The organism is Vibrio sp. 14N.309.X.WAT.E.F5, assembly GCF_030397615.1.
Classification (GTDB): domain Bacteria; phylum Pseudomonadota; class Gammaproteobacteria; order Enterobacterales; family Vibrionaceae; genus Vibrio; species Vibrio lentus.
In genome coordinates, this window is record NZ_JAPNXR010000014.1 from 39,285 (window position 1) to 64,917 (window position 25,633).

At 45.0% G+C, this 25,633-nt stretch carries 16 protein-coding genes; 4 read left to right on the forward strand and 12 right to left on the reverse strand.

Annotation, left to right across the window (positions count from 1 at the left end):
• Positions 1-17 precede the first annotated feature (17 nt).
• The 4 genes from OW495_RS15560 to OW495_RS15575 all read left to right on the forward strand — a co-directional run bounded on the left by OW495_RS15560 (position 18) and on the right by OW495_RS15575 (position 5,458).
• Complete coding sequence (locus OW495_RS15560; RefSeq protein WP_102513036.1) at positions 18-1,247, forward strand: ammonium transporter; 1,230 nt, start codon at positions 18-20, stop codon at positions 1,245-1,247.
• A 297-nt stretch (positions 1,248-1,544) separates the two neighbouring features.
• Entirely contained in the window at positions 1,545-2,558 is a 1,014-nt protein-coding gene (locus tag OW495_RS15565) for a Fe(3+) ABC transporter substrate-binding protein (RefSeq protein WP_017106911.1), read from the forward strand.
• A 246-nt stretch (positions 2,559-2,804) separates the two neighbouring features.
• Positions 2,805-4,430, forward strand: a complete 1,626-nt coding sequence (locus OW495_RS15570; RefSeq protein ID WP_102513037.1) for an iron ABC transporter permease — start codon at positions 2,805-2,807, stop codon at positions 4,428-4,430.
• Positions 4,430-5,458 (forward strand): ABC transporter ATP-binding protein, encoded by a 1,029-nt coding sequence (locus OW495_RS15575; protein WP_102306400.1) that lies wholly within the window; start codon positions 4,430-4,432, stop codon positions 5,456-5,458. The genes OW495_RS15570 and OW495_RS15575 overlap by 1 nt, the downstream gene beginning before the upstream one ends.
• A gap of 134 nt (positions 5,459-5,592) precedes the next feature.
• Here OW495_RS15575 and OW495_RS15580 read toward each other — a convergent pair whose 3' ends face one another.
• The 12 genes from OW495_RS15580 to rsmC all read right to left on the reverse strand — a co-directional run bounded on the left by OW495_RS15580 (position 5,593) and on the right by rsmC (position 25,571).
• The gene (locus tag OW495_RS15580) at positions 5,593-7,005 is read right to left on the reverse strand and encodes a phosphoglucomutase/phosphomannomutase family protein (protein ID WP_102513039.1); all 1,413 of its coding nucleotides are present in this window, start codon (positions 7,003-7,005) and stop codon (positions 5,593-5,595) included.
• A 74-nt stretch (positions 7,006-7,079) separates the two neighbouring features.
• On the reverse strand, positions 7,080-9,485 hold the full coding sequence (locus OW495_RS15585; protein ID WP_102353248.1) for a N,N'-diacetylchitobiose phosphorylase: 2,406 nt from the start codon (positions 9,483-9,485) through the stop codon (positions 7,080-7,082).
• 148 nt (positions 9,486-9,633) lie between these two features.
• On the reverse strand, positions 9,634-11,580 hold the full coding sequence (locus OW495_RS15590) for a family 20 glycosylhydrolase (protein ID WP_102513040.1): 1,947 nt from the start codon (positions 11,578-11,580) through the stop codon (positions 9,634-9,636).
• A gap of 12 nt (positions 11,581-11,592) precedes the next feature.
• Entirely contained in the window at positions 11,593-12,477 is an 885-nt protein-coding gene (locus tag OW495_RS15595) for an N-acetylglucosamine kinase (protein WP_102513041.1), read from the reverse strand.
• Between the two features lie 2 nt (positions 12,478-12,479).
• On the reverse strand, positions 12,480-14,201 hold the full coding sequence (locus tag OW495_RS15600) for a glycoside hydrolase family 9 protein (protein ID WP_102513042.1): 1,722 nt from the start codon (positions 14,199-14,201) through the stop codon (positions 12,480-12,482).
• A gap of 97 nt (positions 14,202-14,298) precedes the next feature.
• Positions 14,299-15,294 carry an ABC transporter ATP-binding protein gene (locus tag OW495_RS15605; RefSeq protein ID WP_017108741.1) on the reverse strand — a complete coding sequence of 332 codons (996 nt, stop codon included), beginning with the start codon at positions 15,292-15,294 and terminating at the stop codon, positions 14,299-14,301.
• Positions 15,295-15,381: 87 nt separating this feature from the next.
• Positions 15,382-16,365, reverse strand: a complete 984-nt coding sequence (locus OW495_RS15610; protein ID WP_017106919.1) for an ABC transporter ATP-binding protein — start codon at positions 16,363-16,365, stop codon at positions 15,382-15,384.
• 2 nt (positions 16,366-16,367) lie between these two features.
• The gene (locus tag OW495_RS15615) at positions 16,368-17,393 is read right to left on the reverse strand and encodes an ABC transporter permease (protein WP_065102991.1); all 1,026 of its coding nucleotides are present in this window, start codon (positions 17,391-17,393) and stop codon (positions 16,368-16,370) included.
• A gap of 2 nt (positions 17,394-17,395) precedes the next feature.
• Positions 17,396-18,382 (reverse strand): ABC transporter permease, encoded by a 987-nt coding sequence (locus OW495_RS15620; RefSeq protein ID WP_004734532.1) that lies wholly within the window; start codon positions 18,380-18,382, stop codon positions 17,396-17,398.
• A 169-nt stretch (positions 18,383-18,551) separates the two neighbouring features.
• Positions 18,552-20,234, reverse strand: coding sequence for an ABC transporter substrate-binding protein (locus OW495_RS15625; RefSeq protein ID WP_017106921.1), 1,683 nt, complete (start codon positions 20,232-20,234; stop codon positions 18,552-18,554).
• Positions 20,235-20,942: 708 nt separating this feature from the next.
• Entirely contained in the window at positions 20,943-24,332 is a 3,390-nt protein-coding gene (locus OW495_RS15630; RefSeq protein WP_102513043.1) for a response regulator, read from the reverse strand.
• 216 nt (positions 24,333-24,548) lie between these two features.
• Entirely contained in the window at positions 24,549-25,571 is a 1,023-nt protein-coding gene (gene rsmC / locus OW495_RS15635; RefSeq protein ID WP_102513044.1) for a 16S rRNA (guanine(1207)-N(2))-methyltransferase RsmC, read from the reverse strand.
• Positions 25,572-25,633 lie beyond the last annotated feature (62 nt).

The following is a 25,633-nucleotide window of genomic DNA, read 5'->3' on the forward strand; positions in this document are numbered from 1 at the left end:
GGACTGGAGACTTTAATATGGAACTTACAACAACAGTAACGGAACTACGTTACGCACTAGACACTTTTTTCTTCCTCATTTCAGGTGCGTTGGTAATGTGGATGGCTGCAGGCTTCGCGATGTTAGAAGCTGGCCTTGTTCGTTCGAAGAACACCACAGAAATTTTAACTAAGAACATTTGTTTGTACGCGATTGCTTGTACGACTTTCTTAGTCGTTGGTTACAACATTATGTATGTCGATAACGGCGAAGGTGGCTGGTTACCGTCATTTGGTACTCTGATTGGTACTCAAGGTGAAGGTGCAGACCACTCATTAGAATCAGACTTCTTCTTTCAAGTAGTTTTCGTTGCAACAGCAATGTCTGTGGTATCAGGTGCAGTTGCTGAGCGAATGAAACTTTGGTCATTCCTTATCTTCTCTGTCGTGCTAACAGCATTCATCTACCCAATGGAAGGTTACTGGACTTGGGGCGGTGGTTTCCTATCAGAAGCCGGTTTCAGTGACTTTGCTGGTTCAGGTATCGTACATATGGCTGGTGCTTCAGCAGCCTTAGCGGGTGTACTTCTACTGGGTGCTCGTAAAGGTAAATATGGTAAGAACGGTGAAATCTACCCAATTCCCGGTTCAAACATGCCACTGGCAACGCTAGGTACATTTATCCTTTGGTTTGGTTGGTTCGGTTTCAACGGTGGTTCTCAACTTATGGTTTCTGACTTTGAGAACGCGACAGCGGTTGGTCAAATCTTCCTTAACACCAACGCAGCAGCAGCAGCAGGCGCGATTGCAGCACTACTAGTATGTAAAACGACTTGGGGCAAAGCTGACTTAACAATGATTCTTAACGGCGCGTTAGCTGGCCTAGTAGCAATCACTGCAGATCCTTTATCTCCATCACCACTATTTTCAGTAGCGATTGGTTCTGTATCTGGTGCGTTGGTTGTATTCAGTATCATTGCCCTAGATAAAGCTAAGATTGATGATCCAGTGGGTGCTATCTCTGTGCACGGTGTGTGTGGTTTCTTCGGCCTAATGGCTGTTCCACTAAGCAATGCTGATGCAACATTTGGTTCTCAACTACTGGGTGCTGCCGTTATCTTTGCATGGGTATTTGGTGCTAGCTTAGCGGTATGGGCAGTGCTTAAAGCAACAATCGGTATTCGTGTCAGTGAAGATGAAGAACTTGAAGGTATGGACATGCACGATTGTGGTGTAGGCGCTTACCCTGAGTTTGTATCAGTAAAATAATCAACAGTAACCGCCTAACCTGAATGGGTTCGGCAGTTCAAAGAAAACCCTGCAACGAACCGTTGTGGGGTTTTGTTGTATTTGGAGCAGAGCATTGTAAGCGAGCTTGTCATGATTACAGGGAGCTATGTGAAAGCCTTATGACGGGCATAATTACTGAAATGCTTTGTTACAAAAGTGAGAGTTTAAATGGTCTGAGTAGACGGATTTTTTGTCGGTCGTCATTGTAATTATGTTAATGATGAATATAATAACGCAACTGATAGACATTATCATTTCGATATAAAGGATTTTAAAATGAAGAAACTGCTAACACTTTCAGCTCTAGCGTGTGGCGTAATTGCCCCAACAGCAATGGCTGCGGAAGAAGTAAATGTATACTCTTACCGCCAACCTTTCCTTGTTGAGCCAATGTTCAAAGAGTTCACGAAAGAGACTGGTATTAAAGTAAACGTTAAGTTTGCTAAAAAAGGTTTAGCAGAGAAGTTAGCTCAAGAGGGTGAATACAGCCCTGCTGATGTTGTCTTAACTGTCGATATTAGCCGTCTATCTGAGCTAACTAAACAAGGTCTAGTTCAATCAGTTGAAAGCGATGTACTTGAAAAGAACATCCCTGCTCAGTACCAAGATACTGCTAACGAGTGGTTTGCTCTAACAACTCGTACACGTAGCGTTTATTCTTCACGTGACCGCGTTGGTCGTCTAGGTGAAGAGTTCACTTACGAAGATCTAACTAAGCCTGAATTTAAAGGCAAGATCTGTACTCGTAGCGGTAAGCACCCATACAATGTTTCTCTTGTTTCTTCGATGATTGCTCACAAAGGTGAAGCTGAAACGAAAGAATGGCTAGAAGGCGTAAAAGCAAACCTAGCACGTAAGCCTCAAGGTAACGACCGCGCACAAGTTAAAGCGATTAAAGAAGGTCTATGTGATGTTGCTCTTGGTAACAGCTACTACCTAGGCAAAATGATTAATGATAAAGAGCAAAAAGCTTGGGCTGACTCTGTTTACATTAACTTCCCTAACCAAGAGACAACAGGTACTCATGTAAACATCTCTGGTATGGCGATGGCTAAATACTCTCCAAACGAAGAGAATGCCGTTAAGCTGATGGAATTCCTATCTGGTAATACTGCACAAAGCATGTACGCAGAAGTGAACTACGAATACCCAGTGAAAGCAGATGTTAAGCCTTCTGAGCTTGTTGCTTCATGGGGTGAGTTCAAAGCAGATACTATTTCTCTAGATGAAATTGCAAACCATCACGCGGCTGCAATCAAGCTATTAGATGAAGTTAAGTTCGATCTATAATTTATTATTGTAGGCTTCGGCCCGCATAAAATTACAACCTCAAGTTGCTACTTTTTGGCTACTTGGGGTTGTTTGTTTTTGGGAAATCACTTTTTGATACAAAGCTCTCTGTTGATCCCTTGAGTTATGTGCATCTCACCTTGAAGTCATTAGAGTATATGGGTATAAATAACCCCACCATTAAAAGGACATGAGATGTATTTGCAAATGCATATGTATTTCATTAAGCCTCGTTGTAGTTAGGCGATGAAAGAAAAGAATTATTTATGGAACACCAGTAGCGGCATAATCGCTGTACTACTCGTTTTACCAATCTTAGCGATATTCACGACTGCTGTTGGAGAAACAGATGAGCTATTTTCTCATCTGATGTCCACAGTAATGCCCACCTATGCCTACAATACGGTGGTTTTAGTCATAGGAACCATGTTCCTGTCTTTAATTTTTGGTATTCCATCTGCATGGATCATGGCAATGTGCCGTGTCCCTGGAGAGCGTGTTTTGCAATGGGCGCTCGTGCTGCCATTAGCAATGCCTGGTTATATCGTGGGTTATATCTTTACCGACTGGTTTGACTTTGCTGGCCCTGTTCAGATTCTCTTGCGAGATCTAACGGGCTGGGGGCCTGGTGAGTATTGGTTCCCCGATATTAGAACCCTGTCCGGTGCCATTATTGTTCTGTCTCTCGTTCTTTATCCTTATATTTATTTGCTCTGCCGCGCAGCGTTCATGGAGCAAAACGTATCCCTATTACAATCCGCTCGCTTATTAAAATGTTCTCCTTGGGAAAGCTTTCGTCGTATTTCATTACCGCTCGTGCGCCCCTCGATGGCGGTCGGTTTGTCTCTTGTTGCGATGGAAACCATCGGTGACTTCGGTACCGTGAGTTACTTTGCTGTAAACACATTAACGACCGCGGTTTACGATACTTGGTTAGGCTATTCGAGCTTAACGGCCGCAGCAAAAATATCGGCAATCATGCTGGTTATCGTCATTCTATTATTGAGTACCGAGCGATACAGCCGTCGTAAGCAGAAATTATTTCAGAATCAGTTCAGTAGCCGTGAAGACTTTCGTTATGAGCTAATTGGTTGGAAGAAGTGGTTGGCACTATTTTGGTGTTGGGGATTGGTGTGTATTGCGTTCTTATTCCCTCTCGCGCAGTTGATCATATATGCCTACAAGTATTTTGCCCAAAGCTGGACCCCAGAGTTCAGAGAGTATGCGCTTAATAGCCTTTATGTCTCTGTTGTTGCAGCGATTATTGGTGTGATCGTTGCGTTGATTGTTAACTTTAATCAACGTGTTAGCCCAGGTAAGAAAAACCTAGCTTACATGAGATTCGCATCTATGGGCTATGCGGTTCCTGGAACCGTGTTGGCGATAGGTGTCATGGTGCCAGTGCTGTTCATGGACCACTTAGTTAATGACATAGCGAAAGCGATGGAGTGGGGCCGACCTGGTTTGATCTTCTCTGGTTCTATGTTTGCTCTGATATTTGCCATGGTGGTGCGTTTTTCTGCTGTTGCTATTGGTAGTATCGAAAGTAGCTTAAGTAAGGTGTCACCGTCATTGGATATGGCATCTAAAACAATGGGTTGTAATACCAATCAGATGTTACGTCGTGTGCATCTTCCTCTGATTAAGCGTGGTGCACTGATTGCAGGCTTATTGGTGTTTATCGAATCAATGAAAGAGTTGAATGCGGCATTGTTGCTGCGTCCTTTCAATTTCGAAACGCTCGCGACTTATGTTTATAACTATGCGTCAGATGAGCATCTTGAATTAGCAGCCATGCCTGCTGTGTTGTTAGTCTTGGTGGGTTTAATTCCGCTGATCATCGTAAACCGTTCCTTGGAGCAGAAACACTAATGAGTTGTGCATTATCAATTAAAGATCTGACTTGTAAGTACGAGTCCCAAACTATTTTGGAATCTCTTTCTTTAGAAGTTGAGCATGGTGAAATTGTTTGTCTGCTTGGTGCCAGTGGCTGTGGTAAGACGACACTGCTTAAAGCGATTGCCGGCCTGCTTCCATTAAGCTGTGGTGTCATGAGCCTGAACTGCCAAGTGATTGATGACGCTGCGAATTGGTTACCACCAGAGCAGCGCAACATTGGTATGATCTTCCAGGACTATGCTCTGTTCCCACACCTTACTGTGAATCAGAACGTGGCATTTGGTCTGCGTGATATGTCTGAGCAAGATAAGGCTGCGAAAGTTAAAGAGATGCTTGAGCTTGTTCATCTTGACCAATTTGGCGATCGTTATCCTCATCAACTATCTGGTGGACAACAGCAACGTGTCGCGATTGCGCGCTCTTTGGCATATAAGCCAGACCTGCTGCTATTGGATGAACCGTTTTCTAACATTGATACCCAAGTACGTCATGAGCTGATTTCTCAGATTCGTAAAATCTTTAAGAAGCAGGGTGTGACGGCTATTTTTGTGACTCACAGTCGTGAAGAAGCGTTTGCTTTTGCTGACAAGATGGCAGTAATGAATCATGGTGTCATCGAACAATACGGCTCGGCGTCAGAATTGTACTTCCACCCATCAAGCAAGTTTGTTGCAGATTTCTTGGGCGGCGGTAGTTATTTAGGTGCACAACGTATTTCTGAACATGAGTTTGAGACAAGCTTAGGTTTGATTGAAGCGAAAGCACAGACTCAGATCGAAATTGGTGCTGAATGTGCGTTGTTGTTAAGGCCTCAGCACATTGTGGCGAGCCACGATGTCGACAGTAACCTGTCTGTATTGGAACAGCAGTTTATGGGTGACCACTGTCGTTATGTGATTGAAGCGAATGGCCAGAAATTGCTAGCAACGTCCTCTGAAGCGCTTGAGTTCGGTATGCCAGTAACGGTTAAAGTCGACACCAAAGGCGTATTGGCGTTCTAACAAAGCCCAACTCGAAATTATAGTGAAAAAAAGCCCAGCACTTTAATCAAGTACTGGGCAAGAGTTCTTCACTTATAGGCGTTAACAAGGCAGTGATTTGTTAAATCCTATACAAAGCTGCTGCACTCTAAAGCCTATAGAGAGAGGAAGTCTTTCACTTTTTGAAGAACATGTTCTGCAGTGTCTTTATCTTCCATTTCTGCGAAGATTCGTAGCAATGGCTCAGTTCCTGAGAAACGAGCAATGACCCAGCCGCCATTCTTGAAGTACACCTTAGCGCCATCTTCATAGCTTACTTTTTCAATTTCGTATTCAAATTCAGGCAGTTGTTTCTCGACGTAGATCTTGGTGTAGAGCGCCTCTTTCTCTGAAGGTTTGAATTTGCAATCCCCTTCTGCCGTGTACGCGTAGCCGTACTTAGAGTAGATTTCATCAAGCAACTCAGACAGCTTCTTGCCTGTCACACTGATCATCTCAACCAATAAACTCGATGCAAATACGCCATCCTTGCCTTTGATGTGGCCACGAATGGTTAAACCACCCGAACTTTCACCACCAATCAGTGAATCGTCGGCTTCCATTTGAGAACTGATATGCTTGAAGCCTACAGGAACCTCAAAGCTCTTTTCACCATGATCCGCAGCGACTTTATCAAGCAGGTGTGTGGTTGCGATATTACGAACGACAGAGCCTTTCCAACCCTTATATTCAAGTAAGTAGTAGTAAAGAAGTAGCAGCACTTCGTTAGGGTGAATGAAGTGACCTTTTTCATCGATGATGCCCAAGCGGTCGGCATCGCCATCGGTACCAATACCAATGTCATAACCTTCAGCCGCAACTAAGTGCTTCAAGCGATACAGCGTTGCTGCACTTGGAGAAGGCATCAAGCCGCCGAAGTCTGGGTTTTTACCATCATTGATTACATCAACATCACAGCGAGCGCTAATTAACACGGTTTGCAGTGCGTTTTTTGCTACACCAAACATTGGGTCGATCAGGACTCTTAGGTTGGCTTGTTTAATCGATTTGATATCAATAGCGTTGATGATCGAGTCAACAAAGGCGTTCATCGGATTGATGATTTCAATTTCTTTGTCATTCAATGCTTGTTCAAAATCGACTCTGACGACATCTTCACTGGTTAGGGTCGAAATCTGTTGTTCGATCTTTTCTGTGATAATCTCATCAGCATCACGGCCACCTTCAATGAAGATCTTTATGCCGTTATAGTCTGCTGGGTTGTGAGAAGCGGTAATACACGCAGAGTAAACACATCCCATTTCCTTCGCTTGGAACATCACGATAGGAGTCGGAACGAACTTGTCGATAAAGCTCACTTTGATGTTGTTGGCGGCCAATACTTCAGCAAACCAGCACGCGGCTTTATCTGAAAGGAAGCGGCGGTCATAGCCGATAACGAAGCCGTTTTTCGCTGCATCTTCATTATTGATGATGTTAGAGAGTGCTTGTGCCACTAAGCGGACGTTTTCTCTAGTGAACTCTTCACCAATAAACGCGCGCCAGCCGCCAGTACCAAATTTAATCATTAGAAAATCCTTTTAGTCTCACTATCTCAAGCCAGTAAAGACTTGAGATAGGAGCTGTTCATCAAATTAAGTGATTAGCCGAGTACAACGATAACTTCGTTCACGCTGCCTTCTGCTTGTACTGGGATTGCGCCTTCAATCTGCTCACCGTTAATCGTGATAGAGGCAACGCCCTTACTTACTGAATTCGGGTTTTGAACTGTGATGTTGTAAGTCGCACCGCGCCATTGACGAGTTACCTCGAATTCTGGCCAATCAGTTGGGATACAAGGATCTACGGTTAAACCTTCAAAGCCTGTGCGAACACCAAGAATGAAGTTGGTTACCGCAAAGTAAGCCCAACCCGACGTACCTGTTAACCAAGGGTGGTTTGCACGGCCGTGGTCTTGGTGGTCTTTACCCATGATGAACTGCACGTACGAGTATGGTTCTGCGTAGCGTGTTTCAATCATGTCGTTTTGGTTGTATGGGTTTAGTGCGTCGTAGAACTTCATCGCACGGTCACCACGGCCTAGCTTCGCTTCGGCTACCCAAGCCCATGGGTTCGGGTGAGAGAAGATAGCGCCGTTCTCTTTAACGCCTTGGTAAACGCGAGTCACAAAGCCGATATCGTCATTTGGTGTAGCAAATGATGGAGAGTTTAGGTGTAAGCCGTATTCAGAGAATAAGTTCTCATCAACAGCGTCCATTGCTTTCTCGCCACGCTCTTGAGATACCGCACCAGATAAAACCGCTAGCGTGTTTGACTCAAGGTGAACTCGACCTTCAGTTTGTTGAGCTGTTCCGATCTTGTCGCCATTTTTAGTCAGGCCACGGATGTACCAGCCACCCTCGTCATCCCAAAGGTGTGTTTCACACGCTTCACGAACGTTAGCTGCCATTTCTGTGTATTTAGCGACATCAGCATCGTTATTACGGAACTTAGCCAGATCTAAGAATTCTTGTAGAGCCCAGAAATGTAGGAATGAAACCATTGAAGATTCACCGCCACCTAGGTTCAAACAGTCATTCCAGTCAGCACGAAGACCCTTACAGATACCCGTTTGTCCCACGTATTCTGCAGAGAAGTTCAGTGCCGCTTTCATGTGTTCGTAAACGGTCGCTTCGCCACCGTCTGCGTATGGAATTACTTCGTCAAAGAAATCGTGTTCACCGGTTTCCATCACGTACTTGATGATGGTCGGAACGATCCACAAGTGATCATCAGAACAAGTATCGTCAATGCCGTGGATCTTGTCGTCATCTGACGGTGTAGGAACAACCGTTGGCGATTTTGAAGGCTCAACGTCAGCTTTCTCTGGATCGAACCAGTCAGGATCGAACAAGTGTAGACCGTAGCCCGCTTTTACTTGGCCACGTAGCAGGTCGATAATACGTTTCTTAGTCATTTGTGGGTTGGCATGAGGCACTGAGATCGCGTCTTGCGCAGTATCACGGTAACCAAGGCCAGTACGGCCACCGACTTCAATGAATGATGCAAAGCGCGACCACACCACACAAGTTTCTGCTTGGTATAGTGTCCACGTGTTGATCATGGTGTCTAAGCCTTCGTTTGGAGACTTAACTTGGAACTTGTTGCAGCGCTCATCCCAGTGATCTTTGATGCCTTGGAAAGCCGCGTCTACGTTGGCTGTGTCTTGGTATTTCTCACGTAGGCGCTCACCGTTGCCTTTGCCGATACCTAGTACGTACGCAAAGCGAACCTCTTCACCCGGTTGAATTGTAAATTGCTTATGCAGAGAACCACAGTGGTTGTAACAAGTTTGAGCGCTGTTAGAACACTTGCCATTTTCAACCGCAATTGGGTTTGCTTCGTCACGGTACATACCAAGGAAGTTGTCACGTTGTCCGTCGTAGCTGTCTGGAGAGAAGGTTGATGCTAGGTAGTAGAAGCCTTCAAAGTCGTTGGTGTTGTAGTACAAGTCGTATTCCAGAACACCTTCTTGGTAAGACGTACCCGCAGAGTACAAAGACATCTGATGGTTCTGGTTATCTGATTGAATATGACTGAAAGAGAACTCAACAAATGAGAAAGTGCTGATGGTTCTTGGCTTGTCAGTGTTGTTCTTCAGCACGACATCCCAAACTTCCGCATCTTCACCTTTAGGAACGAATAGCGTTTTAGTTGCCGTAATACCGCTGTATTCACATTTGAACTTTGAGTATGACAGACCATGACGAACTTCGTAGTTCGCTTCATCTAGGCTTTTTGCCACTGGCTGCCAAGAGATAGACCAGTAATCACCGGTCTCATCATCACGCAGGTAAACATAGTGCCCTGGACGGTCGAATGTGCCGTTTGGACGGAACTTAGTAACACGGTTGTATTCCGGAGAATTGTAGAACGAGTAACCGCCCGCATTGTGCGAAATTACGGTACAAAATTTTTCAGTACCTAGGTAGTTGGTCCAAGGTGCTGGTACATCAGGGCGAGTGATGACGTATTCGCGATTGTCGTTATCGAAATAGCCGTATTTCATTGTCATTTCCTTTTTAACAAACTGCATCTATGCAGCTAATTTTTTTAAATAGTGATGCTGAGTCTTATCTGACTGAGCACCTTAATTTGAGTTAGTAACTTAATTTGAATCAGCAATCGCTCGATATGAGTGTCGCTTTGGTTTTGTTTTATTGAGCTTTCCAAGGGTTGCGATAATCAACATTGAGTCTGTCGAGTAATGGCAGGTGGCCCTTTAGGCGAGATAGGTAATCTAGCCAATTTCGGTTGTTTTTATGTGTCCAACATCCTTCAGCTAAAGCGCTAATTCTTGGAAATACCATGTAATCCATACGCTTTTGATTGGTGACGATCTCACACCATAGAGCACACTGAATTCCGCGGATCCGCTTACGAATTGGGTCGGTGTCGGATATCTCAGCAAGCGCTTCGTAGGTATAAGCTTGTTCTAATGGGATAACGGCAGCCCAATCGACGCCAGGCTCTTCCGGTGCATAATCTTGGGTCATGTCGAGATAGGTAAACTGTGCTGGTTGCAGCACCACATCAAAGCCTTGGCGAGCGCAATTCACTGCAGCCTCTTCACTGAGCCACGAGTAGATGATGGTCTCTTTGCTCACCTTGTCGCCGTGCTGTGCTTCTTCCCAGCCCACCATGCGCTTGCCGAGTTGCTTAAGTTTGTTCTCGGCATAGCGGAATAGGTGACCTTGCAAGTCTTTACTGTCTTGGTACTGGTGTTCTTTCATCAGTGCTTGAGCGGCAGGGCTGTTAGTCCACACGCCCGGTGGTACTTCATCTGCGCCCATGTGAATCAATTCGCTAGGGAATAGCTCTGTGACTTCTTCAATAACCGCATCTAAGAATTGGTAAGTACCTGGCAAGCCTGGGTTTAGCACGTTGTCGTTGTAGTGCTGAATACTCTTGTATTGAGTGGTATCGGCTTGCTCTACCAGCATGTCAGGCAGTGACTTAATCGCAGCGCGACAGTGTCCTGGGATATCGATCTCTGGGATCACCGTGATGCTGCGTTGTTCTGCGTATTCAATCACTTCACGAATTTGTTGCTGCGTGTAGAAGCCGCCATAGTTTTCAGCAAGGTGCGTGTATTGTGGCTCTAATGCATGGTCAGGGCCGCGCCAAGCGCCGATTTCAGTCAGCTGAGGCAGGCTCTTAATCTCAATTCTCCAACCTTCATCGTCAGTTAGGTGCCAATGAAATACGTTGAACTTGTAGTGTGCCAATTGGTTGATTAGACGCTTCACTTGCTCTACCGAGTGGAAGTGACGAGCGCAGTCCAACATCATACCGCGGTACTTGAAACGAGGTTGATCGGCGATTTTGCAACATGGTACAGAGAAGATCTCGGCGTCCAGTTGCTGTACCAATTGAATCAAGCTTGCCACGGCGTGTGTGAAGCCTGACTGGCTGCCTGATTCAACCATTATCTGTTGTGCTGTGACGGTCAGCTTGTACTCGGCTTCGTCTAAAGTCGGATTGCTGCGAAATAGAATGTCGCCGCTTTCGCCTTTTGAAAGTTCAGTTGAAGGCTTATTCGAAAGAGATATTTCGAAGGTAGAAAGCAATTCTTGTTGAAGCCAAGACGCTGCTTTATCAGCAAGGTGGGATTGAATCTCAATCTTGGATTCACAGCTTAGTGCGAAGCTACCTTGCTTGAGTTCGATCTGATTCGGCTGAGGAATCAATGCCACTTCAGCTGCGCTCACTTCAGGAATTTGATTGCGTTCACGATATGGTGAAGCCAGAACAATCGGTGATATTGCGACAGGCAGTACCGATGTTTCTCCTTGGTGATGTGATTGGATAAAGGCATCATTCAAGCCATCCGAATAGAAGCGGAATGGGGCGCTTTGAATACTGAATTCGAGGTAGTAATGGTTATTGGCCTTTAACACTGGCGAACTTGGTTTGAACGAGCAAAAGCTTCCTACTTGAGTCAGTTCACCTTGCGATAAACTCTCTGGAAGGATGAATCGGTCAAAGGCAAAGTGCAGTGACCAATCTTTTACGTCGAGGTCACTTAAGTTATGTACCGTAAGGCCAAATCGGCAGTTATTTTTTTGTTCAGAAAGAACAGCTAAGTCGATGCGATAATTCATATAACTTCCCTGCTAAGCCTGTTGATACAAGTTGTGTTGTGGTTTTCCGGCAAACATCAATGCGCCTTCAATAGCGTCAAATTGAGGTTCAACGATCCATTGTTGTACTGGTGGCGATAGCCAGTTGAGAATACGCTCAGCGATACTTCCCATTAAGCACACCTTGTCAGCGCCTTTTCGATGAAGTGCTAATACAAACATTTCGATATCGGCTGCAGTCTGCTTAAGCATCTCAATAGCCAGTTCATCTCCTTCATTCGCCAATTGAAAAATGACTGGAGAAAATTGACCGTAATCTTTTGGAATTGCGCCTTTCGACCACGCCACAATCGCATCCACATCATTATTGAAATGGTTCATAACGTGTTGAGTCAGCGAAGTTTTGTTACGAATGCCATCTTCAGCGAGTAGAACTTGCTGAATTAAACGAAGGCCCATAACTGCGCCGCCGCCTTGGTCTGAAATTGGGAATTCACGACCGCCAACAACGTGTTGCTCGCCGTTGTTTAAGTAGATGCCACACGAACCTGTGCCACCGATCATGATTGCACCGTCTTGGCCATTGTGAGCACCAATGCAAGCACCGTAAGCGTCGGTATTAAGTGTCATGCTTGCGAAAGGGTGTGTCTGTGCCATGAAGTCGAGCCATGCCGACTTCTGTTCAGCACCAGCTAGCGCCAAACCAACATGCATATTAGAAAAATTGTTAGAGTCGAGTTGCCCTTGTTGTGCGGCTTTGGCAATGGCATCAATAATAGAGTTCATCGCAACATCAACGCCCAATAGGATGTTGGCACTGCCGCTCTTAGCTTCACCAATCAGTTTGTCTTGGTCATCTCTAATTCGAGCTCGGCAAGAAGTGCCTCCACCATCAATACCTACGTAGTAAAGAGTCATGATTATTGCTCCTTACACTGTGCTAAATGATTGAATTGGGCCGCTGTCGCCAGTAAGTACCACGCGCCATGAGGAATCCATTGTTCGCCCCAACGCCAGTTTTGGAGCATGTCATCTTTCTGCGCTGGTGGATTGAATGCGATGTCTTGTTCATCGTCAAAGCCCGCCGTGATGCCATTGCAGATCCCGCCTTTGGCATTGAAGAAACCAAGCTGTGGTAGGTAGTCTGGGTTGTTATGACCGTGACCATCGAGCATGCACATGTGGTAAGGATTCAATCCTAAAATCCAATCAAGGCTGTTTTGTGAAAGCTGGATTAAACGCTTTTGAAGATCGGCATCTTGAATGTGTGGTTGAACTAAGTACGCCATGGTCGCAATTGAGCCAAGACGCGCGTTTTCACCTTGCCACCAGTAGCCAGTTTCGTTTTGTTGAGCGACAAAGAAGGCATCGCGCTTATCACCATCGACAGACTTAACGTACTGTCTTGGGTAGCCAAATGGATTGATGACTTTATCGGTGATGCTGATTTCGAACTGACAAGCTTGCTCAACAACGGTGCGAGCTCGTTCTTTCAGCTCTGTATCGGTTTCATTGTCGATGTATTCGCACAGGGCAATTACTGGTAATCCAGCTTCAGCGGCGTGGAAGTATGGGCGAGAGCCATTAGCATTAGCTGACCAAAAGTGCTCAAATGAATCATCAGATTGCTGACGTGCGATCAAGCGGCTCGCCCAAGTTCTTGCTTCTGAAAGGTATTGTTCGTCTTGTGTTACTCGGTAAAGCTCATTGGCTGCGAGTAGGGCGCAATACTCATCGATGATGTTCTCTTCACCGTCATTTAGGTATTGCAGGTTGTACTCTTTTAGATGCCAGTAACCTTTCGCGGCTGTATCAAGGTAGGTTTGGCTAGAGTAACTGCCAGAGGTTTCAAGCTCAGAAGCTGCGGCCAATGCTGCAATAGCAACACCGGCACCTTGTCTATAGCCCGCTTGTAAGTCTGTTGATTTATGACCTTCTTGAGTGGCATAAGCGCAGATGTCGCGCTGATTGATATCTTTGCTCCACTTATCGAATACCGTCATATAGAAGTATCCAGCTGCGTCTTGCATGCGCACTAAGAAGTCCGCACCGAATAGCGCTTCTTCCGTCAAACGGGTCATGGAGAATTTCGGGAAGTTTGGATTATTCCAGGTTAAGCGCACGCTTTTGAGCATGTTCCAAACAACCATCGGGATCTGTTGAGGATTGAGGTAGTTACCATAAGATAGGTGGCTAAAGTACTTACTTACATCACCCGATGCGTCGTACCAACCTCCATGAACATCGACGTATCTGTCGGTACCTAGAATCTGTGCTTGTCGATCTTTTTTGTCGAAAGTACCGCCACAACGTTGTGACTTAAAGTAATGAAGCACATCAGAAAACGTTTGGTTCATTAATAGGTTGCTACCAATCTCAAATACTTCAGAGCGTAGGTTGTCAAAACGTAGATAGTAGCGACCAGCTTCTGTGAATGAACTGAAATCAATAGTGAAGAATTGCCCTTGATGCCAATTTGCTACGCGGCCTTGCTTTACAACATCGAAGTTACCCACGGTAATATGGTTGTCGGCACACACCAAAAGTGCAGTCGTACTTGATATGCGAGCTTTCTTTGTTTGCAGGATAGCTTGCTTTGGAGCCGTGGATTCGTAGCCAATATGGTTGGTCAATAACAGCATCAATATTCTCCAAAAGTCCTAGTTTCTTATGGCTAGGTACCTGAAATTTTTTAGGATAAATAGTTAGGGTCCGCAGACCCTAACGGGCATTTATTGCTTAGCTTTCGTGTAGGTAACAACGTACAAAGTGGTTATCTGCGAGTTGAGTGACACCCGGTAATTGCTCTTTACACTTATCCATTGCGTGAGTACAACGGCCTGCAAATGGGCAACCCGCTGATACTGGTGTCCAAAGAGGGATCTCGCCTTTGTTACCTGCTAATTGATCGTGGATAGATTTCTTAGGGTCTGGAACCGCAGAAACAAGCAGTTGGGTGTAAGGGTGTTGAGGGTTCGCAATCACGTCATCGGTATCGCCCCATTCCACCATGTGTCCAACGTACATTACGGAAATATCTTCAGCGATGTAGCGAGCCGTTGCGATATCGTGAGTGATGTAAAGCAGAGACATTTGCTTCTCAAACTTCATCTCTTCCATCAGGTTCAAAACACCAGCACGAATCGATACATCAAGCATCGATGTTGGTTCATCGGCTAATACAACCTCTGCACCTACCGCGATGTTACGGGCTAGGTTGACACGTTGACGTTGACCACCTGAAAGTTGGTGAGGGTATTTTTCTGCTGTTGCTTGCGGCGGTACTAAGCCCACTTGCTCTAGAAGATCGTACACACGTTCCTGTAACTCTTTCTTGTTGCCTGGAGATACTTTTTTGTGGATCAACAATGGGCGAGCAATGTGGTGGAAGATGTTATGTGTCGGGTTCAGGGAACCAAACGGGTCTTGCCATACCATCTGCACGCCTTCACGGTAATGCATAAGATCTTTTCTGCTTGAGATCTCTTGGATATCACGACCTTTGTATTCGATCGTGCCGCCCGAAGGCGCGTACATTTTTGCGATCATTTTTGCTGTTGTTGATTTGCCTGAACCAGACTCACCAACCACAGCTAGACCGCGGCTTTTGTACATCTTGAATGACACGTCGTTAATCGCACGCATCATTGGGGTTTGAATTGTGGTACTGCTTATTGGGAAGTCTTTTACGACATTCTTGCCTTCTACCAATAATTGACCGAAATCTTTGCTCATAATTGTCTCCAGAATCCTTATTCGCTTTGCTTGCATTTCGGCGGGCGAGCCGCCTTATTCGTTATTCACGCTGAATCAGCGTGCAAGCTATAGCTTCCTTTGTACTATTGGGTCACCGTACAGGTGGCAGTTAGACAAATGTCCCGGTTCGATTGAACGCAGCTTGGTTGGCACCTTGGTACATGTTTCATGCACACGGTCACAACGAGCTTGGAAACGACACCCTTCAGGAATCTCTAACAGGTTCAAAGGGTTGCCCGGAATACCCGTTAGTTTTGTCTTTGGCCCTGTCAGTGGTGGGAAAGAACTCCCCAGCCCTTTTGTGTAAGGGTGGTAAGGGTTTTCTAGAATATCTTGAGAGTTTGCGACCTCGATAAGCTCACCTGAATACATGATGCCGATACGGTCAGAGAACTCGACCATCAATGACAAGTCATGGGTGATGAACAGGATTGAGAAACCAAACTCTTCTTTCAGTGCATAGATCTTTTGTAGAATTTCACGTTGAACAACCACATCAAGCGCGGTCGTTGGCTCATCCATAATGATCAACTTTGGGTTCAATGCTAAAGCGATAGCAATAACCAAGCGTTGGCGCATGCCGCCAGAGAATTGGTGAGGGTAGTCACTCAATCGGCTTGGGTGAATATCTACGATTTCAAGTAGACCTTCAGCGCGTTGCTTAGCTTGCTCACGAGTCATGTTGGTGTGACGCATGATTACGTCACAGAACTGCTCTTCCATTGGAAGTACAGGGTTGAGTGCGTTCATCGCACTCTGGAATACCATCGACATCTCGCTCCAGCGGAACGACTGCATACGTTCGTCACTGTATTCAAGGATGTTCTCACCATTGAAGATGACTTCACCACCACTGATGTAAGCGGGCGGCTTATGCAGACGCATAAGAGAGAAAGCGACCGTTGATTTACCACAGCCAGATTCACCAGCTAGGCCAAATACTTCACCTGGAGCGATGTCGAAACTTACGTTATTACACGCGCGAACATCTCCAGACTCTGTGATGTAATCCACGCATAAGTTGCGGATAGAAATTAGTGGTTCAGACATGATTATTTATCTCCGCTCCAAAGTGCATTTTGTGGTGGTAGTTCTGGTTCACGTTCTTCTTTGTCTTGAGCTGCTAGTTTCTTCCAACGCTTCATGCCTTTGTGAGAACGCAGTTGCGGGTTAGCAATTTCATCGACAGCGAAGTTAAGTAGAGCAAGACCAGTTACAAGTAGTGTCAATGCGATACAAGGAGCCAACAGTTCCCACCAAGCGCCAATCAGCATTGATGAAGAGGTTTGAACGTTGTACAGCATGATGCCCCAGCTGATTGTGTTCGGGTCACCAAGACCTAGGAACGAAATCGTAGCTTCCATCATGATTGCGTACATCACCGAACCGATGAAGCTCGCACCAACGATAGAGATAAGGTTTGGCAGAATCTCTACGAAGATGATACGGAATGAAGATTCACCCAAAACTTCAGCGGCTTTTACAAACTCTTTTTCACGCAGTGCCAAGGTTTGGGAACGAACAACACGCGCGCCCCAAGCCCAGGACATAAAGCCGATAACTAAGGTTATGGTGAGTGGCCCTGCCTCACCGATAAAGGCTGCAACGACGAACAGTAATGGGTATTGAGGAATAACCAGCATGATGTTCATTGCGGCTGTCAAAATGTCATCGACACGGCCGCCAAAGTAGCCTGCAGAAACACCGATAACCGTTGCTAGTAAACATACGGTAAGGCCCGCACCAAAACCTACAGCCAGAGATACACGAGCGCCGTATACCACTTGTGACCAAACGTCACGACCCATACGAGTTGTCCCTAGTACGTGGTCTGCCTTCTTAGACATGATAAGTGTGCGGCGGTCGTCTGCTAGGTTTTGAGCAACCCAGCTATCCGGGTTCGTTTGTGCAGATTTAACGACAAAGCCAGGGTATTCGTGTGGATTACCGGTACGCTTGTCTGGTACATGTTTGGTGATCAATGGAGCTGCAATAGCACCAAGAATAAAAATACTTAGGATGATGACACCGGTTAGGGCCATCGGGTTACGCCAAATGAGTTTTAGAATATCTTTCATGATTATTTACCACCCTTACGAAGACGAGGGTCAAGAACAACGTAAAGCATGTCTGCAACTAGGTTAAAGAACAGCATGAATAGCGTCATGATAAGCAGTTGGCCTTGTAATACTTGGTAGTCACGAGCGTTAATTGCGTTGAAAAGTACGCTACCAAGACCTGGGTAGTTAAAGATGATTTCGATAATTAACTGACCACCGATTGCCATACCTAAAGACATTGAAAGGGCTGTCACACTTGGTAGCATCGCGTTACGAGCTGCATAATTGAATACCACTCGGTTTTCGCTAAGGCCTTTGCCTTTCGCCATTGTGATGTAGTCTTCTGCGAGTAGGTTGATCATGTTGTTACGCATGTTGACTAGGAAGCCACCAATTTGAACAACCGAAGCACATACCAAAGGTAAGAAAGCGTGGTAAGCAACGTCTTTGATGAATGCCCAACTTGTCCAGTCAGGTATCGTACCTGCGGTATAGGCGTAGCCAGTTGGGAACCATTTCAAACCAATTGCGAAGGTAAATAGTGCAAGCATGGCAATAACAACTTGAGGAACGGCTTGTAGAATAAGCATTCCTGGAGTCACAAAGGCATCGTATTTGCTGCCACGTTTCCACGCTGCAAAAATACCTAGGATTGAACCAATAGAGAAAGAAAGAATAACTGCGGTGCCAGCTAAGAAAAGCGACCAACCGAATGCGCCACCTAACAGTGTGTTTACTGAAAGTGGGTAGAACTGGATTGATGTACCAAGCTCCCAGCTTAGAATGTTCTTCATGTATGCGCCGTATTGAACCAGTAAGCCGCCATCAACGAAGCCTAATAGTTCTTTCATTGCAGCAATACGCTCAGGAGTAACTTGTACAGAAGCGTTCGCAAACATCATGGTAACTGGGTCACCAGGCATTGCTCTTGGAATAATAAAGTTTAACGTCGCTGCAACTAATAGCGCGACAAAATAAAATGACAAACGTCTTAAAAAATAACCCATAACTCACACCTTACTCACCCAGATTGTTTCCCTGTTTCTGGATTCAGGTCGCTCCTAGCGAAATTTGGAACGAAAAATCCCCTGACGACTAGCGCCATACTTTCAATAGATAGTGTGGGGATTTTTATAAGCGGCGTAAGAAGTTACGCCGCAAAGATTGAACGATTACTTATTTAACTGGTTTTAGGTCCAGTACATGAAGTAGACGCTCTGGAATACCAGCCCAAATGTTTGGACGGCCTTTTGGATTTTCTTCGTTCCACCAACCAGTAAAGCGAGTTGTGTTGTATTGGTACATGTAAGCACCTGACATCACAGGGATCGTTACTTGGTCTGCAGCGATGATTTGCTGAATACCGTGTGCGATATCTAGCTGTTCGTTCTTGTCAGCTGTTTTGTAGAAGCTGTTTAGAAGACCATCTAGCTTGTCGTTTTGGTAGAAGTGCATCGCGAAACGAGGCATACCATCACCAGATTGAAGTGATGAGTTGTAAGCACTGTTCCAGTACGTGTATGGATCCGCACCGTGGAAGTAGTTTGTGTAAGCTACGTCGTATGTACCTTCAAGCATTGCTTGGTTGTACACAGAGAAGTCTGGCGTACGAGCTTTCGCTTTAATGCCGATTTCGTTTAGCTGTTCTACCGCTAGTTGAACTGTGTTGTTGAAGTCAGTCCAGCCATTTGGCGATTGGATCATTAGTTCGAAAGACTTACCAGATGGAGTATCAACAAAACCATCTTTGTTTACATCTTTGAAGCCAGCGTCAGCAAGAAGCTTCTTCGCACCTTCAGCGTTGTAAGTATTGAAGCCTTTGTACTTATCGTGAGTTTTTTCATCAGACCAAGCTTCAAATGCGTAGCCAAGACCTGATGCGAAATCGTTCACAGTACCGCCACCGTAGAATGCGATGTCGATGATAGTTTGACGGTCAAGAGCCATAGAGAAAGCACGACGGAATTCAACGTTGCTCAATGCTTCATGCTTCGCAGCATCAGGGTGCTTGAAGTTAACGATGAATGCTTGTGTACCTGCTGGCGGGTACCAGTAGTGGTGTTTAGGGCTAGCTGCAGCGTATGTACGATCGATATCTGGAACGAAAGAAGACGTCCAGTCCATTTCACTGTTTACAACTTTACCTAGGAACTGGTCGTTGTTCGCAATTTGTGGAACACGCAGACAGTCAACATCTAGGTTGTCTGCATCCCAGTAGTTCGGGTTAGCACACTGGATGTATAGCTGAGCTGTAAACGTATCGATTTCTGTAAACGGACCAGAACCTACAGGGTTCTCATTGGTAAACGTTGATGGATCTTTAACGTCTTTCCAGATGTGCTTAGGTACTACTGGTACTTTAGCAATCTCGTAAGGTACGTTCGAGTTAGCTTCTGTTAGGCTGAACTTAACTTGGTAGTCGTTCAGTTTTTCTACAGAAGTTACCCAAGAGTTGATACCAGATTGGTCAAGCTCTGGCTTCTCTTTTACAAGGTTGAAAGAAAAAACAACATCATCAGCAGAGAAAGCTTCTCCGTCAGACCATTTAACACCCTTACGAATGTCGAAAACTACGCTCATCAGGTCATCTGACATTGTGAAGTTTTCAGCTAGACGGAACACTGGAGTGTTACCGTGCATTTCGTTAAATACTACTAGCGGCTCATAAAGGAAGTCGGTTGTAGTATGTAGGTTAGTAGCACCAAGGTACGGGTTAAAGTTACGTACGAAGGTAGTGTACTCTTTCGGGTGAATAGTCAACTCACTGCGTTCTGCAGCTGTTGCTACTGATGCAAAACCTGTTGTAGCAGTTGCAATAATTGCTGTTGCTATTGCTGTTTTTTTTATATTGGCAAGCATAGCTGTTCCTTACTATTTGCTTTCATTTCACTAATGGATTGAATGTTATCTGTCGCTAATTATTTAGTAGATACACACTCTAGTTAAAGGCCTACCTCTTCTTCGTTGCTCCAGATTTGTTGCTTCTTCTGAGAAGTGGTAAGAGTGGCCTGTAGGCCTTTGGCAGGAGTAAGAAAACACCTTATCGATGAATTAATCAAACTCGTTTCCCGTCAAAAACGTTAAAAACACATAACCACACGTCATTAACGTCAAAAATGGCTGGTTTGGTGGTTTTTTGCACGCAATTGTTAAGGTGATGTGACTCGCATTTGATTTTGCAATGATGCCTCATGGTTAGTGGTTACTTACATTTTTAGCTTTTTATTATAAGGCTTTAACGTGTGCTGGTGTAATTGTAGATCTCGGTCACTTGCCAGTTTTACGTTAAATTTCCCTAGAAAATTAAATCTGCCGTTCTGTTGTGACTCGCTTCTCAAACTGCAACAAAGAGTCAGAGGAATGTGAAATTCAGCCAAGAATAAGCTTTCAAATAGCGATTGAACTGATGATTGTTTAAGCTTGAGTAACGTGTCATTTTGCTTGTTTAACACAGTGAAATAAGTGTGTTTGAATAGACATTATTGTGCTTTGTTCGTGAATGATATTCACAAAAAAGCCCACACGAGGTGGGCTCCATTATTAAAGTATCGTGATGTTAGTTCAGGATTAGCTGGTCAGCAATTTCTGTAGTTTATCCCTTAGCATCTCGATATGAGTTCTTTCTGGTGTTTGTTCTTTACAGTGCTCTAGAATGAACTCAATAGAACTCAATACCGTTCGCCAGCGAGGCGTTTTAGGTAAGGTTTCAAAGCGTAGGTATTTATCTAAGGTGCGAGTTTGCAGCGTACTGCGATCTAAATAAACACGCCACAAGCCACTCTTCTCTGCGAAAGCAAACTTTGTTTCACCAGTGACTGACTCCCAATAAATGATCGCATTGGTCATCGCCTCAACTAATACTTCGCGCATTAGCTCTTGTTTGTTTTTACCTTCACCGGTTGCCTTATCAGCAAGGCGAGTAAATTCTCCACCGAGTTCTTTCAGTTGTTGCAGTTTATCTTTATCACCTTCAAAGGCGTAGCTTGAAAGCGCCTCAACCGCCGTTTCAAGGTTATTGATACGGTTTGAGTTAACGCCACCACCGACATTGAAGATATACATGGTATCGAGCCCTGAACCTTCAGGTAGTTTAAGAATATCACTTGGTATGCGCTGACGTGTGTCATCAATATAGATATCGATGTCACCACAGTAGTGTGCTTGCTCCACCTTAAGGTATTTAGGTGCAATGATTTCATCGGCCATTGAGCGCTTAAGTTGCTCTTGCCCGCGCCTAAAGAGCTTGGCAGCAGCTTCGTTGGCAAAGCGAATACGTTGGTCTTCTCGAATACAGATGATGGCTTCTGGTGCTGACTCTAATTGTTCTAGCAAGCGTCCTTGAGTTTCTAGTAAGTTCGCCTCAACCATAGCTCGGTGTTTGAGCTCCAGTTGCAGCTGGTCATTCTCAAGGCGTCTCTGCTCAGCTTTACTTGCGGACAAGTGCGCTGTGATTCGAGCCGCCAGTTCCTGTTTGTTAAACGGCTTGGACAAGTAGTCGTTGGCACCCGCTTCAAAGCCACGAACACGGTCTTCTGCTTGATTAAGAGCTGTGAGCATGATGATTGGTAATTGTGCATGATCGTATTGCTTACGCAGTGCTTCACACACTTGATAGCCGCTCATACCTGGCATCATGATGTCGAGCAGAAGTAATTCTGGTTTCTCTTTCTCAATCAACTCGATGGTTTCTGGGCCGTCACACGCGGTGCGAACTCGATAACCTTCCAATTTTAAGAAGCTGTCTAGCACGCGTAGGTTTACCGGCTCATCATCAGCAATGACTAACAGCGGGCCATTCGGGTCTTCACTGATAGCGCTATTTTCTTGCTGAGTGTTATCAATCAAATCCGGCGCTTGGAAGTGTGAGTAGCTCCCTGATTCATTGTAACTATCCAATTCTTCTTGAGTAGCTAAAGGTAATGTAAAGCTGAAGGTTGTTCCAAGCATAGGTTGGCTACTTACGTACAGTGAGCCACCCATTAGCTCAATCAGCTGGCGGCTAATGGACAACCCAAGCCCTGCACCTTGGCGATAGTTACTTGAGTCTTGTCCTGCTTGAATCAGTGGTTCAAATATGTGTTCTAGGTATTCTGCAGGGATACCTTGGCCGGTATCGACAACTTGTACTCGAATGTTGTCGTCGATAACGCTCGCAGAGATAACAATTTTACCTTCGGATGTGTACTTAATAGCATTGCCGACCAAGTTATACATCACTTGTTCAAGTCGTTGTGGATCAGATGAAACTAAACCTAAGTCACTTGGCACTTGGTTAATAATGCGGATTGGCTTGTTGCCTAGCAGGTGATGAGATAGCTCAAGCACTAAGCTGGTGGCCGCAGACAAATCCACGGCTGATTTCTTAATATCTAAGCTGCCATAACGCATCTTGTGGTAATCGAGTAGGTCATCAACCAAGGTTGCCAATCTCTGACCGCTATTGATGATGATATCCAACTGGTACTTCTGGTTGGCAGGAATAGGGCCGTTCGCACCAGATATTAGTGCCTCAGCAATACCAACCATGCCATGCAGTGGGGTTCTGAGTTCATGCGAAGTCGTCGCCAAGAATTCATCTTTCAGTTTATTGGCAAGCTGCAACTCTTCATTTTGTTTTTGAATTGTTTTGAGGTTGTCCTCTAACTCATCATTTTGACTTTTAATCAGCAGCATTTTTTCACGAATAGAACGCTGCATCCTTTCAAAGCTGACCGCTAGGCGACCTATTTCGTCTTTACGCTCGGTATTGATCATCGTTTCATCAAGATCGCCCGCGGAGACCTTCTCGGCAGCCCAAGTGAGTTTTAACAATGGCGAGGTGATGAAGTTCGATAAGTAGTGCGATGCAACGACCACAAGAATGATCGCCGTTAGCATCACAATCACGAAGATCTTTTCTAATTGATGAATACGAGCAAACGCCTCTTTTTCTGGAAGCTCAACGACGAGAGCCCAAGTTGCGTACTTCAATTCAATAGGGGTGTAAGCAGCGATGATCGCCTGATCGAGAGTGTTATCAAACGTGCCTACTGCTGTTTCGCCTGCCAGAGCTTTGTCGACAACATCTAAGCTCAGGTTAATCGATTCTTGAGAGTGAGCGAGGCTGCGAGGTAAGTGGTCACTACCAACAAGAAGTGTTTGAATATTTGAGCTCTTGTTTAGATCCGCAATAAGCTTGGTAATGCCGTTAATAGGCAGTCGAAACATGGCATAGCTGTGCAGATAGCCTTGTTGAACAATTGGCGCACCTAACCATGCCGTCTGTTTACCGTTCTCGTCTTTAAAGTCTGAAACGATAACTGGCGTATAGTCTTCATTAGATTTACGTTTTTCTCTTACGTCTTTTGCTAGTCGTTGAAAGGTAAGGCCTAGATTTGAATCTTTGTATTTACCTGTGACTAAGTTCGTACCGTAATCATCACGCTTAAACACGGAATAAGCGACGTTACCATTAATGTCGACCAGTAGAATGTCATCGAAATCTGAACGCTTAAGCAATTCTTGATATGAGTTATGGTAGCGCTTGTGAAGCAGTCGATAACGTTCGCTGCCAATGAAACTACTCGATTCAGGTAGGATAGATGTTTTGATTTGATCGCTTGAGCCTTGAATGTAGCGTTGTTGAGCATTGCTGCGCGCTTCATCAATATCTAAGCCGAGTCGTTGAAAGGCATTGATTAAACCGTAGAAACGTCCACCACTGGCATTGGCTAGCTCAGAGCGAACGAAGCCCATCACTTGCGACTCTTGCGCCTGTAGGTAATCGACGATTTGTTGCTGCTTAGTATCACGGACGGAAACAAGGTGCGAAGTACTTTGTTCCTGAAGATCCTGACTGTGCGATTGGAGGAAAAAGACCGCGATAAGTGTCACTGGGGTAATACTGAGGACGAGAAACGCCAACATTAAGGTATTTTGAAGGCGCTTAAACTTCTGCTTTCGATAGAATCTAAACATAAATTGGGTACTACTTTCCTTTGATGTACTGCTAAAAGGGGCGAAAACAAGTACAGAGAATAGAATTAATGGGTTCCAATTTAACGAAATTAACGAGTTTTTTTACTTTGACAAGTAAGTGGTATTTAAAGCGTGTGCAAAAGCTCATTTTTATAGGGTTTTGATAGAAATATGAACAGACAGCGCAGAATATGACCCTGCGCTGTGTTAGATAGGCTACTTGTTTGCGTGGTATATCGCGAATTTAGTGGTCTTATTTAGAGTCGCGCATTTTCCAAACGCTTGTTCAATAATAGGTATGTATTTTAAGAAGCTGTTTGCAACAATAATTATCTCACCAGAGCGCTTCAAGTGCTTTGGTGCTTGCGCTAGCAGAGTTTCCGTTGCGCTGTAGCTTGTGTCTAATCCTGAGTGGAAAGGCGGGTTACTGATGATGAACTGATAGTCTTTAGACGTATCAGAGTAAACATCAGAAGCGAAAACTTTGCCCGTTAGACCATTGGCTTCGAGGGTTGCTTGGCTTGATGCGACTGCGAACGCGCTGATATCACACATTTCTAGCTCGATATCAGGGTTACGAGATGCCATAACTGCACCTAACACGCCTGCACCACAACCAAAATCCAGTACTTTGCCTTTTAGTTTTGGCAGAGTATCTAGCAGAAGTTGACTACCGACATCGAATGCACCGTGGCTAAATACGCCAGGAAGGCTTTTAACGGTAAGTGATTGCTCGTCAATACTAACAGTGTAGGTTTTAAACCAATCTTGTAGGTTGAACGCTTGCGGTTGTTCGAAGCACTGACCCCAGTAGAAAGAACAACGGCGCGCTGAATCGTATTTTACGACCTTGCCATAAGGGGCAAACATCTTCTCAATGCTTTTCACGCCTGAGCGGTTTTCACCAACGACAACGATTTCAGTATCTTTACCTAATTTCGCAAACAGCATCGCGAGTAAGAACTCAGCTTCCGCTTTTGCTTTTGGCCAATACAGCATCACCAAGTCAGCTTTGGTTTCTTCGGTGAACTCAGCACCGTAAAAACGTTGAATAGAGCTGCAGTTATCCAATTGGCGGTAATAGCTGTAATTAGACGTATACACAGTGACAGATTCACAATGTTTGGCTAACTCAACAGGGAATAAGTCTTCTGCCTCACCAGCAACTAAAACATGTTTGCCTTCAAAGTAGGCGAGTTGACGCTGAGCAATCTGGCTTGGGGCAATGTAGGCGGACATAGGACACTCTATTGAATCGTTAGCAAAAAATGAGGGCGGATTTTCGCATAATCCGCCCAAAG